This is a genomic window from Aminobacter aganoensis (assembly GCF_014206975.1).
Lineage (GTDB): Bacteria > Pseudomonadota > Alphaproteobacteria > Rhizobiales > Rhizobiaceae > Aminobacter > Aminobacter aganoensis.
Genome location: NZ_JACHOU010000001.1, coordinates 536,949 through 548,765, shown reverse-complemented (window position 1 = coordinate 548,765; position 11,817 = coordinate 536,949). Strand labels below are relative to the sequence as shown.

14 protein-coding genes are annotated in these 11,817 nt (G+C 63.8%); 5 read left to right on the top strand and 9 right to left on the bottom strand.

The genetic code is table 11. The features are described 5' to 3' along the window. Positions 1–69 precede the first annotated feature (69 nt). From GGR00_RS02690 to GGR00_RS02655, 8 genes are all read right to left on the bottom strand, one after another. Positions 70–1,038 (bottom strand): methyltetrahydrofolate cobalamin methyltransferase, encoded by a 969-nt coding sequence (locus GGR00_RS02690; RefSeq protein WP_055969203.1) that lies wholly within the window; start codon positions 1,036–1,038, stop codon positions 70–72. 79 nt (positions 1,039–1,117) lie between these two features. Next, positions 1,118–2,218 (bottom strand): methylenetetrahydrofolate reductase, encoded by a 1,101-nt coding sequence (locus GGR00_RS02685; protein WP_184697719.1) that lies wholly within the window; start codon positions 2,216–2,218, stop codon positions 1,118–1,120. Continuing rightward, the gene (locus GGR00_RS02680) at positions 2,215–2,799 is read right to left on the bottom strand and encodes a methylenetetrahydrofolate reductase C-terminal domain-containing protein (protein ID WP_184697716.1); all 585 of its coding nucleotides are present in this window, start codon (positions 2,797–2,799) and stop codon (positions 2,215–2,217) included. Before GGR00_RS02680 ends, GGR00_RS02685 begins: the two co-directional genes overlap by 4 nt. Continuing rightward, positions 2,792–3,094: a virulence factor gene (locus GGR00_RS02675; RefSeq protein ID WP_055970595.1), complete on the bottom strand. Its 303-nt coding sequence runs from the start codon at positions 3,092–3,094 to the stop codon at positions 2,792–2,794. The genes GGR00_RS02680 and GGR00_RS02675 overlap by 8 nt, the downstream gene beginning before the upstream one ends. Before the next feature lie 136 nt (positions 3,095–3,230). Beyond that, on the bottom strand, positions 3,231–3,998 hold the full coding sequence (locus GGR00_RS02670; RefSeq protein WP_184697713.1) for a formyl transferase: 768 nt from the start codon (positions 3,996–3,998) through the stop codon (positions 3,231–3,233). Positions 3,999–4,003: 5 nt separating this feature from the next. Next, positions 4,004–4,663, bottom strand: coding sequence for an exopolysaccharide biosynthesis protein (locus GGR00_RS02665; RefSeq protein WP_055969190.1), 660 nt, complete (start codon positions 4,661–4,663; stop codon positions 4,004–4,006). A 126-nt stretch (positions 4,664–4,789) separates the two neighbouring features. Then, entirely contained in the window at positions 4,790–5,365 is a 576-nt protein-coding gene (locus GGR00_RS02660; protein WP_184697710.1) for a DUF4893 domain-containing protein, read from the bottom strand. A 48-nt stretch (positions 5,366–5,413) separates the two neighbouring features. Beyond that, the gene (locus GGR00_RS02655; protein WP_184697707.1) at positions 5,414–6,052 is read right to left on the bottom strand and encodes a DUF1638 domain-containing protein; all 639 of its coding nucleotides are present in this window, start codon (positions 6,050–6,052) and stop codon (positions 5,414–5,416) included. 62 nt (positions 6,053–6,114) lie between these two features. Between GGR00_RS02655 and GGR00_RS02650 the strand changes: the two genes are divergently transcribed. After that, entirely contained in the window at positions 6,115–6,249 is a 135-nt protein-coding gene (locus tag GGR00_RS02650; protein ID WP_082496334.1) for an entericidin A/B family lipoprotein, read from the top strand. A gap of 71 nt (positions 6,250–6,320) precedes the next feature. On the opposite strand, the gene GGR00_RS02645 is transcribed toward GGR00_RS02650, so the two are convergent. Further along, positions 6,321–7,019, bottom strand: a complete 699-nt coding sequence (locus GGR00_RS02645; RefSeq protein WP_055969181.1) for a corrinoid protein — start codon at positions 7,017–7,019, stop codon at positions 6,321–6,323. Between the two features lie 252 nt (positions 7,020–7,271). Between GGR00_RS02645 and GGR00_RS02640 the strand changes: the two genes are divergently transcribed. From GGR00_RS02640 to GGR00_RS02625, 4 genes are all read left to right on the top strand, one after another. Further along, a complete protein-coding gene (locus GGR00_RS02640) occupies positions 7,272–8,846 on the top strand; it encodes a trimethylamine methyltransferase family protein (protein WP_055970594.1) in 1,575 nt (524 codons plus the stop codon). 96 nt (positions 8,847–8,942) lie between these two features. Next, on the top strand, positions 8,943–9,626 hold the full coding sequence (locus GGR00_RS02635; RefSeq protein ID WP_184697704.1) for a hypothetical protein: 684 nt from the start codon (positions 8,943–8,945) through the stop codon (positions 9,624–9,626). 107 nt (positions 9,627–9,733) lie between these two features. Then, positions 9,734–10,411 carry a FadR/GntR family transcriptional regulator gene (locus GGR00_RS02630; protein WP_055969176.1) on the top strand — a complete coding sequence of 226 codons (678 nt, stop codon included), beginning with the start codon at positions 9,734–9,736 and terminating at the stop codon, positions 10,409–10,411. Further along, positions 10,408–11,724: a CynX/NimT family MFS transporter gene (locus GGR00_RS02625; protein WP_184697701.1), complete on the top strand. Its 1,317-nt coding sequence runs from the start codon at positions 10,408–10,410 to the stop codon at positions 11,722–11,724. The genes GGR00_RS02630 and GGR00_RS02625 overlap by 4 nt, the downstream gene beginning before the upstream one ends. Positions 11,725–11,817: the final 93 nt, after the last annotated feature.

Here is an 11,817-nt window from a genome sequence, read left to right as displayed (position 1 = left end):
CTTCCCGTCGTTCGTCGACGGAGCTGCAGCGGAAGCGAGATGTGGCGTCGCTGATCACGATGTCTTTGGCTACCCCCTGGCCATCCGAGCTTCACGGCCGCCGCGGCGGCGGCCGCCGGCGGCGTCGCCTGGCGCAGTGACCGCGACCGATGCTGCCACGGCGTGTCCACCTTCGGCCGGCTTGTAGTCCTTGTAGGTCTTGATCCAGTTGGTGCAGTGCTCGTCGGTGCCGTTGAGCACGTTGGCGCCGCGGACTGCTTCCATTTCCTGGGGCCGAACCGGGTTCATGATCGCCGAGGTCATGCCGGCGCCGATGACCATCGGGATGAAGGCGGCGTTGATGCCGTGCCGATGCGGCAGGCCGAACGAGATGTTGGACAGGCCGCAAGTGGTGTTGACCTTGAGCTCCTCGCGCAGCCGGCGCAGCAGCGCAAAGACCTGGCGGCCGGCATCGCCCAGCGCGCCGATCGGCATGACCAGCGGGTCGACGACGACGTCATGGGCGGGAATGCCGAAGTCGGCGCAACGCTCGACGATCTTCTTGGCGACCGCAAAGCGGACATCCGGATCCATCGAAATGCCGGTTTCGTCGTTGGAGATGGCGACGACGGGCACATTGTACTTCTTGACCAGCGGCAGGATCGCTTCGAGCTTTTCTTCTTCGCCGGTGACGGAATTGACCAGCGGGCGGCCCTTGGCGACCTTGAGCGCCGCTTCGATGGCTGCCGACACCGAGCTGTCGATGGCCAGCGGCAGGTCGACGAGGTTCTGGACGATCTCCAGCGTCTGCACCAGCAGGCCCGGTTCGGTCTCGTTCGGGTTGACCGAAGTGACGCCGGCATTGATGTCGAGCATCGTCGCGCCGCAGGCGGCCTGCTCCAGTGCGTCCTTGATGACGGTCTCGAAATTGCCGGCGACCATCTCGGCGGCCAGCTTCTTGCGGCCGGTCGGGTTGATGCGTTCGCCGATCACGCAGAAGGGCTGGTCGAAACCGATGACGATTTCGCGGGTCGCCGAGGCGACGATGGTGCGGGTCATGTATCCTCTCCGTGGGATATAAAGATTTCTTTATATCGTTGTCTGTTTTCGTTCAAGCGCGGCGGCCGCGCCCGTATCTTCAGTGCGCGGTCTTCACCATGTCGACCTGCGATTCGGTAACGTCGTCATGCAGGATGTGCTCAAGCCGCGAGGCGACCAGCTGGTCGTCAGGGCGGGCTTCGCGTTTCCAAGGCCGGCGGCCTTTCAGCACGCCCGATTCATCGACGATCTCGGCAACGTATTCCTCCTGCCTGTAGGCCATCACATGGATGCCCGCCACGCCGGCGATCTCCTTCACCTCGTTGATGATGTCGATGCAGATCTGCTTGCCTTCCTTCTTCTGGTCCTGGGCACCTTCTAGGCGCGCGATGATCGAATCCGGGATGTGGATGCCCGGCACGTTCGATCGGATCCACTTGGCGGTCTTGGCCGAAGCAAGGGGGCCAACGCCGCACAGGATGAAGCACTGTTCGGCGTAGCCGAGGTCGCGGACACGCTGCATGAAGGTGCGGAACATCGGCACGTCGAAGCAGTACTGGCTCTGCACGAACTGCGCGCCGGCGGCGATCTTCTTACCAAGGTGGACCGGTCGGAAGTCATAGGGCGGGGCGAAGGGGTTCACTGCCGCGCCGAGGAACAGCTGTGGCGGGGTCGTCAGCTTGCGGCCCGACAGGAACTTGCCGTTGTCACGCATGATGCGGACGGTTTCGAGCAGCGACATCGAGTCGAGGTCGAAGACCGGCTTGGCGCCAGGCTGGTCGCCGGCCTGCACGCCATCGCCGGTGAGGCAGAGTATGTTGGCGACGCCCATGGCCGCGGCGCCCAGCACGTCGCCCTGGATGGCGATGCGGTTCTTGTCGCGGCAGGCGATCTGCATGATCGGGGCGTAGCCCATGCGGGTCAGCAGGGCGCAGATGCCGACCGACGACATGTGGCAGTTGGCACCGGAGGCGTCGACCGCATTGATGCCGTCGACCCAGCCGTCGAAAATCTTGGCGCGGTTGTAGACGTCTTCGGGGTCGGCGCTGTCGGGCGGGTTGAGTTCCGTCGTCACGGCAAACTCGCCCCGGCGAAGCACGCGCTCCAACCTTCCCCGCGACGAATGGCCGGGCAGGCGGTCGAGCGGCAGGTCGATGCCGTCGGGATGCTCGTCGGTCTGGCGCGGGCGCGGCGGGGTCATGCGACTTCCTTGCTGGCGGTTTCGCGCGTTGCGGCGGCTTGGGCCGTGACCCTGAGCCAGGCCGAGGTTTCGCGCAGCGACTGGTCGACCGGCTTCTGGACATTGAGGATGGCGTCGCCCTTGACCATGTTGCGCGAGCCTTCCCAAGCCTTGACCCAGACGCAAGGCATGTCGGGTTCGACCTCGCAATTGCCGTTGGCGCGCACGCCGCCGCATGGGCCGTTGCGCAACTGCTTGGGGCAGTTCATCGGGCACGACATGCCGGTGGACGACAGTACGCACTGGCCGCACATGCGGCAGTCGAACATCAGGCCCTTGACCCGCTTCTCGACAAACTTGATCGGGGCCTCGACGCGGCCATAGCCGATCCCTTTCCACAAGGGATGGAGCAGCAGGAACATGTCAGCGAAGCGGCTGTAGAACCATTCGAGCAGGCGCGAATGGCGGATCGACCACAGCCTGATCGTGTAGCTGCGCTGGACGCGGCGCTGGGGCGACACGTCGGCGGGCTTGTAGTCGCTCTTGGGAGCGGCCTTCTTGACCAAGGTCGCCTGGGTTACTGTCGGCTGGGTATCAACCATCTTCCTTGCCGCCTGCCTTGACGAGAGCGACCAGCCGCTCGCGTGTGAAATTCGCATCGATCTCGGCCATGGCCTTGTCGGCTTCGCCTTCGAGGTCGTCGCTGACCGGAACCGGGTCGGCCTTGCGCCACTCCGCCAGATAGGCGTCGGTGTCGCCTGCGCCAGTTCGCATGGCGCACATGTCGATCGCCTCGGTGAAGCGCAGCGGCAGTTCGCGCTTGGCGTTCTGCCGGCCCTTTTTGACGATCACCTGAGCGGGGATGTCGCGCCAGTAGACAATGATCAGGTCGGCCATTTCGGTCTCGCTTTCAGTGACGTTGAGCTTTGCCGCAACCACGGGGGTGCTGCTTGTTATGGGACGACGCGCGCGCATTCAAAAGCGACGCGGTGGCGTGTCGTAAAAAGATAGAGGTTGGGTAGTTGCCGCGGCGCTACCAGACGTCGCGTCGGATGCCGCTCCAAAGGTACTGCCAGACGGTTGGATGGTACCATTGCCTGGAGGGCAGGCCTGTGTCGATCGGCGCGAGGGTTCCGTTCAGTGCATCCTCGACGGCCCGGGCGCAGATGTCGCGGGAGAAGGCGGCCTGGCGCATGGCGTAGCTGGCGATGGTGTCGCCTTTGCCGGGCATTCCGCGCGACTGGTAGAGCACTGCACCGGTGTCGACGCCGGCATCGACCAGATGCACAGTTGAGCCGAAATTCCCGGTATCGCCGGTGGCAAGCGCCCAGTATCCGCCATTCATGCCGCGATATTTCGGGTTGATGCCGGAGTGGTAGTTGATGACCGGGCAGGGGATGTCGGCGAGGATCCTTGCCGAAAGCAGCCTGCAGCCGGCAAGAAACACCACCGCCGGCTCGAGCCGGCGTACCGTCTCGACCAGTTCGGGGCCGTTGGCGGATGAAATCGACACGATTTCCTGGCCGGCGCGGGGCTCGGTTTCCAGGTTTTCCTGGGCGATCAGTTGGTCGATACGGCCGTGAAAGAAGCTTTTCCCGAGCCGGATGAGGATCATGGTGCCCAATTGTCCGATGACGGACAACCGGCCGAGCTTCCTGGCCCTGCGGACCAGCAGCTCACGCTTGGAATAGGGCGTTTCAAGAACGACCGATATGGGACCGAAGCGATCGGTCAGACTGTTGATGATAGCCCAGATATGTTCGCCGCCTTCGGTGACGAAGACGATAGGCCTGCGATCCATTCAAGCTACCCCAGCCAGGCAATGAAGGCGTGCGTGGCAAAGCCCGCGCCGCCAACCACGATGCCGACGACTGCCAGCGAGGCGACGCCAACCGCACTGCCCACGGCAAAGAGGATGCCGTCGCGCTCCGACAGTGCCAGCCCGAGGAGTGCCGTGGCAAAGGCCGGCAGCCAGTTGCCGAGGGGAATCGGAAGGGTGATCGAGACCGACAGGATGAGCGCGATGATGCCGATCACGCGGTCGCCCTGCTTGCGCCAGAATGGCCAGTAGCGCGGCCGCACGACCTCTTCGAGGCGGATCAGCCTCGGAATGACCCAGTCGGTGACGGTACGGAACTGCTCGGCAGAGAGCGAGCGCTTGGTGATGAAGTCGGGCAGCCAGGCGCGGTTGCTGCCAAAGGCCATCTGTGCGGCCACGATCAGCAACGGCAGGCCGAGCACCGCCGAAGCGCCCGGCGGCAGGGGCAGCAGGTTGAAGGCGGCGAACAGCACCAGGAGCGGCGCGAAGCTGCGCTTGCCCAAGGTGTCCCTGATGTCGCCGATGGAGATGTTGCCGTTGGCGTCGCGGGCGAGCTGGGCAAAGATGGTGGAGAGGCGGCGTCCGCGACGCCGCTGCGGCGCCGCAGCGATTTCGCTCGCGTCAGATTCGTCGTTTTGCCTTTTCATGCAGTCTTCAGCCCACTTGCGGCAGCATCTTCATGCGCCGATCCCCATCGCAGTGTGCGACGGCCAGGTTAATCCTTGATGACACCGGAAGGCTGCATGTGATGCCGCGCGGCCCCGAATGCAATGTCAGCGCCGGAATTCGATGACGTCCAGTTTGGATTCGTATCGCGGCGACGGAAATTCGATGCGCCATTCTGCCGGCCCAGAGCGGAAGGCATAGCCGATCTGGTCCGTTTCCGGGCCGTCGCCATAGGCTTTCGGCTTGTCGCCGGCGATGAAGCCGGAGCCGAGATAGATCGAGCGCTTCTCGCCGTCGTCGTAGAAACGGCCCTTGGTGCGCTGGGAGCCGCTCAGTTTTTCCAGCTGCCAGCCTGAGCCGTCGTCGCTGACCTTGCATTTGAACCAGCCGTAGATCACGAGAGGCACGTCGCCGCCGGCCTTGATGGTGCGGCACTGCCAATTGCCGGCCATGTCAAAATCGGGAACTGAAAGCAGCGGCTTGGCGAGCATTCCGTCGAGCACGGCCACATCTGCCGGCGCACCGGTCCTGGCGCCCTGCAGGGCTTCTTTCCGCGTGTCGTCGTATTTTTCGAGCCGCGCCTTGTCGGCGGGCGTCATGAGCTTCTGCACCGCGCCGTCGGCATGGGCAAAACCGGCGGACGCCGTGAGGACCGCAGCAAGCATCAACGTGCGAAAAGCCATGAAAAACCTTCCCCTTGTGGCCGAACCTCAGGGGAGGAATCAGGCGCTTTAATGATCTGCCGTGGCTGACGCTGCGTTGGCAAGGGCCTGGGGCAGGTCGCCATAGCCGGTGGCGCGCCGCTCATAGACCAGCCCCAGCATCCTGGCGGCGTCCTCGGCCACCTTGTCGAGGGCCGGGTCGTCGGTCTGGGCGAGGTAGATCAGCTTCTCGTAATTTCCGAAGTAGTCGGTCACCAGCTCCGGGTGCCGGTCGAGCCCGAGTGGCTTGATGAAGAAGGCATCGAACTGCCGGCACAGGAAGTCGGTCATGTAGAACGACATCATGTCGGCTTCGCCGACCTTGGCGTAGGCTTCGGCGCCCTGGTAGAAGGCAAAGCAGTGCGGGCCCGCGATGCGCTCGACGCCATGCCTTTCGCAGACCCGGTCGAGCAGGCCGCCGGTGCCGCAATCGGCGTAACCGACATAGATGTGCTGGTAGCCTTCCGCCTTGGCCTCGGTGATCGCCTTGTCCATGACAGGCGCGATGCGGTCGGGGCGAAAATGGAAGTCGGCCGGTAGGCAGGTGAGTTCGAGATGATCGAGTCCCAGCCGCTCCTTGACCGTCAGCACCTCGCGCGCAATCATGCCGCAGCCTATGACCAGCAGCCTGTCCGCGATGTCGGGTTTCGTTTTTTGCTTTGTGGCCATGGAACCCAGTCGACCGGCCTTCGTTGCGTTAGGGCGAAATACAGAGAGAGGGAATCCAGTCCATGAAACTGTCACGTCTGGCACCGGTCGCCATCATCGCCTGCGCGCTCGCACTGGCCTCTTGTGCCAACACCATTCGCGGCGTCGGCAAGGACGTCAAAGGTACGGCGAACGCCATCGAGGACACAGTCCAATAGGGGACTGATCGCCGTCAATCTCATTCACATCGGCACGAAGAGGCCGCACCGCAAGGTGCGGCCTTGTTGCGTCAGGCAGAGGCGCGCAAATTGTGCTTGCGCTTCATGTAGTCCTTGGCGGTCTCGACGGCCACCGCCGCGTCGCGGCAGTAGGCATCGGCGCCGACGGCCTTGCCGAATTCCTCGTTGAGCGGGGCGCCGCCGACGAGCACGACAAAGTCGTCGCGGATGCCCTTTTCCTTCATCGTGTCGATGACGACCTTCATGTAGGGCATGGTCGTGGTCAAAAGCGCCGACATGCCGATGATGTCGGGCTGATGTTCCTCGATGGCTGCCAGATAGTTCTCGACCGGATTGTTGATGCCGAGGTCGATGACGTCGAAGCCGGCGCCTTCCATCATCATGCCGACGAGGTTCTTGCCGATGTCGTGGATGTCACCCTTGACCGTGCCGATGACCAACTTGCCCTGCTTGGGAGCACCTGTGGCCGCCAGTAGCGGGCGCAGGATGAACATGCCGGCCTTCATGGCGTTTGCCGACAGCAACACTTCGGGAACGAACAGAATGCCGTCGCGGAAATCCTCGCCGACGATGCGCATGCCTTCGACGAGCGCCTCGGTCAGCACCTTGTAGGGCGCCCAGCCTCGCTCGAGCAGGATGTTGGTACCGTCCTCGATCTCTTCCTTGAGCCCGTCATAGAGATCGTCGTGCATCTGCTGCACGAGTTCGTCGTCGGAAAGCTCGGACAGGATGATTTCATCGTCGGACATGTTCGGGGGCTCCCTCGGGACGGCGCCAAATTGCGGCGGGCGGCTACTGCGCTAATACCTAGCTTGCAAGTGCCGCAAATCCATAGCTGATTTGCGACCTCCTGCAAAACGAAAGCGACTGATAACTTGCCGACTTGCTTGTCGATTTTGCGACAGGCGTTGGCGCTGGCAAGCCGTTTCGCCTAGGGTGCATGACTACGATCCTGCGAGGTGCTGCGACAGGCGGCCAAACGTGTTTCAAGGATGATGGCGATGACAGAAAACCTCGTGACCGATCAGGAAGCGTCGGGTGGACGACGCGGGCGCGGCGCAAGTGGCGGAGCGGCCGCACGGCGCGCCGCACGCTCCGGCGGCGGGCCCGGCACCCAGCTCACTTACATCAAGCGCCAGATCAACGTATATGAGGTCCTCAACGAGGAGGGGCTGGCGCTCATCGAGAAGAACGCCGATACGGTGCTCGAAGAAATCGGCATCGAGTTCCGCGACGACGCCGAGGCGCTGCAGCTGTGGAAAGAGGCTGGCTGCGACGTCAAGGGCGAGCGCGTCCACTTTCCCAAGGGCCTGTGCCGCTCGCTGCTGAAGACCGCCCCCTCGATCTACACCCAGCATGCGCGCAATTCGGAGCGTTCGGTACAGATCGGCGGCAACGCCACAGTCTTTGCGCCGGTCTACGGCCCGCCCTTCGTGCGCGATCTCGACGGCAACCGCCGCTACGCGACGATCGAGGATTTCCGCAATTTCGTGAAGCTCGCCTACATGGCGCCGTCGATCCACCATTCGGGCGGCACGGTGTGCGAGCCGGTCGACGTGCCGGTGAACAAGCGTCACCTCGACATGATCTACAGCCACATCAAATATTCCGACAAGCCGTTCATGGGGTCGGTCACGGCCCCGGAACGCGCGGAAGACACGATCGCCATGGCCAAGATCGTGTTCGGCGACGACTTCGTCGAAAACAACACGGTGCTGACCAGCCTGATCAACGCCAATTCGCCAATGGTCTTCGACGAAACCATGCTGGGGGCGCTGAAGGTCTATGCGCGCCACAACCAGGCCTGCATCGTCACGCCGTTCATCCTGGCCGGCGCGATGAGCCCGGTGACGGTCGCCGGAACGCTGACCCAGGTACTGGCCGAGGTGCTGGCCGGCGCATCGTTCACCCAGCTGATCCGCAAGGGCGCGCCGGTGCTGTTCGGCACCTTCGCCTCGTCGATCTCGATGCAGTCGGGCGCCCCGACTTTCGGCACGCCGGAGCCGTCGCTGGTCTCTTACGGTGCTGCCCAGCTCGCACGCCGCCTCGGACTGCCGTTCCGCACCGGCGGCTCGCTCTGCGCCTCCAAGGTGCCGGATGCACAGGCAGCGTACGAAAGCGCGAACACGCTGAATTCGACCATCCTGGCCGGTACCAACTTCGTGCTGCATTCGGCAGGCTGGCTCGAAGGCGGTCTCGCCTCCTGCTACGAAAAGTTCATGATGGACATCGACCAGCTCGGCATGACGCAGAGACTGTCCGAAGGTGTCGACCTCTCGGAAAATGGCCAGGCAATGGACGCCATCCGCCAGGTCGGCCCCGGCAGTCATTATCTCGGCTGCGACCATACCCAGGCCAATTTCCAGACGGCATTCTACCGCTCCAGCATCGCCGACAACAATTCCTACGAGCAGTGGCTTGCCGAAGGGCAGAAGACCGCGCCGCAGCGCGCCAACGAGCTCGCCCGGCGCTGGCTCGAAAGCTACGAGGCGCCGTATCTCGACCCAAGCATAGACGACGGCCTGAAGGACTTCATCGCCGCCAAGAAGGCGTCGATGCCCGACGCCTTCACGTGAAAGGAGCCCGTTTCAGGCGGGGCTAAAGTCGCCAGCATCATTCACAAGGAAGTCTGGCGGAGCGCGTTCTCCGATCCGGACCGGAAAGGGTGACGCTTGTCACCCCGTCTGGTTGACGACATCGCCACCGCGCTGGCTGAGCATGGTCTCATTCCGCGCGGCGGTTTTGCGTTCGGCGATGGCGACGCCGCACCGGCCGGACCGGCAGGCAGACCGGCTCGGTCCGCGCTGCTGGTGGGGCAGGCGGGCGCTGCGCCTTGGCCGCATTACCGGAACTGGCTCGAACGGCAGCCAAAGGATCTTGAAAATCCTCTGGACAGCTGGTCGCGCGAGACGATCGGCAAGGTGGCACGGGCGTTCGGTGCTCACGCCGTATCGCCTTCGGACAAGCCCTATCTGCCGTTCCAGCAATGGGCGATGCGTGCAGAGGGCCTGAAGCCTTCGCCGCTCGGCATACTGATGCATCCCGAATACGGGCTGTGGCATGCCTACCGCGGCGCCTTGCTGTTCGATGCGGAGATCGACAAGCAAGAATCTCTGAAACAGATTCACCTTTGCGACTTATGCGACGGAAAACCCTGCCTTAAGTCCTGTCCGGTCGATGCCTATTCAGAGACCGGTTTCGCCCATCGGGGGTGCCTTGCGCATGTGCGCGGACCGACGGGCGTTCCGTGCCGGACCGGTGGGTGTCTGGACCGCAACGCTTGTCCGCAAGGCCTGGCCTTCAGATATCCCAGACAGGTTCAGGCCTTTCACATGAGGAGCTTCGGCGGCTTCTGAGGAAGGTCGGTCTGGTCCAAGCGCGTCCGTAAGCCTGTCCAATTGACCCAGAGGGTTGTCGAGCCTATTCATCTAGTCATCCGATGATTTGATGAATAGGCTCTGCCATGCAACCGGCCAGCCGGACCAACCTGACCGACAGTGCGGGCGAAAGCTTGCGCAGCGAAATCGTGAGCGGACGCTGGAGCGTCGGTGAGCGTATCCCCAATGAAGCAGCGCTCGCCGAATTGCTGACGGTCAGCCGTGGCACGGTGCGCGAAGCGGTGAGGGCGCTGGTCTCGCAAGGCCTCCTGGAGACGCGGCAAGGCTCCGGCACTTATGTTCGTTCGACCGTCGACCCCTCGGCTGCACTTCATCGGATGAAGCGCGCCGGACTGCGCGACCAATGGGAGGCGCGCACGGCGCTGGACGTCGAGGCGGCGAGGCTTGCCGCGCTACGCCATACGCCGGCGGACGTCATGAAAATGCGGCGCCTGCTTGAGGAGAGGGGCACCCAGGTCGATGGAGGATACGAGGCCTTCATCCGCCGTGACATCGCCTTCCACAAATCCGTGGTCGAGGCCTCCGGCAACAAGGCGATGATCGAACTCTACGATTTCTTCACCGGTGCCATCGCCGAGACCATCCAAGCGACGCTTGGCGGCGATTTGCCGGAACCAGACGGTCCCGCGCACGAGGCCATCGTCGACGCGGTCGCGTCGGGCGATCCGGATCGCGCGGCTGCCGCCATCCGCGACTTCGTCGCACCGGTGCTTCTGGAACTCGACAGGCTGCTTGCGCCATGAATCAGAATTTCCGTTCCGGCGACCTGCGAGATTCGTGCATCGAAACCGTCAACGGCCTCGACGACCAGCTTGTCGATGCCGAGATCGACAGCCTGCCCAAGCCGCAACCGCCTGTGCTGCGCAGCCGCACTGCCCAGATTGTGCTCGGTGCAAGCCTCGTGCTGATCGCCTTCAATCTCAGGCCGCTGTTTTCGAGCTTGTCGGTGCTGTTGCCCGAAGTGATGCAGGAAACAGGGCTTTCGACGACCGGTGCTAGCCTGCTGACGACGTTGCCGGTGCTGTGCCTCGGGCTGTTTGCGCCGTTTGCACCCAAATTGGCCCAGCGTTACGGGGCCGAACGCACGCTGCTCGGGGCGCTCGCCGTGCTGGCAATCGGCACCGGGTTGCGTTGGTTCGGGTCCGTTCCGCTGCTTTTCCTTGCCACCTTCATGGCTGGTGGTGCCATTGCCATCGGCAACGTACTGCTGCCGGGACTGGTGAAGCGCGACTTTGCCGGCAAGGCCGCGATGATGACAGGGCTATACACCATGGCCCTTTGTGCCGGCTCGGCTGCCGCTGCCGGCCTGACGTTGCCGATCGAGCACCTGATCACCGGGTCGTGGTCGGGAGCACTGGCCGCCTGGTCTGTGCCGGCGCTGATCGTGCTGGTGATCTGGGCGCCGCAGGCATTGGCTGCCGGCAAGCAGGCCAGCCACAGCGGTTATCGCGTCGTCGGTTTGTGGCGCGACCTTCTGGCCTGGCAGGTCACGCTGTTCATGGGACTGCAGTCGGCACTCGCCTACTGCGTCTTCGGCTGGCTGGCGCCGATCCTGCGCGAGCGCGGCTTCGACGCCACGACCGCCGGTGCGATCGTTTCGATATCGGTGATGGCGCAGGTCGTCACCTGCCTCGCCGTGCCGTCCTTTGCGGTGCGCCGGAAGAACCAGAGCGGGGTTAACGTGGCGCTCGTCGTTGCGGCGGTGGTCGCGCTGCTGGGCATCCTGTTTGCGCCGACGTCGACCGTGTTGTTCTGGGCGATCCTGCAAGGCATCGGCCAGGGTGGGCTGATCGCGGCGGCGATGACGCTGATCGTGCTGCGCTCGCCGGATTCGCATATCGCGGCACACCTTTCCGGCATGGCGCAGGGCGTCGGTTATGTGCTGGCGGCAGTCGGGCCGCTGCTGGTCGGCCTGATCCGCGGATGGACCGGCAGCTTTTCGGCTTCGGCGATTCTGTTCGTCGTGCTGGGCTTCGGCGCCGCAGCGATGGGGCTGGGCGCGGGCCGCACGCTGCACGTGCGCGCAAGGACCGTCCGCATCGACGAGCAGGGCTGATCCAGGCGGCCCGCGCAAACTTCCAACTTTGCCATCCCGACGGGTTCGGCTATCAGGCACGGAATATAGCCTTCGCGGTCAGCTTGGGTCGCG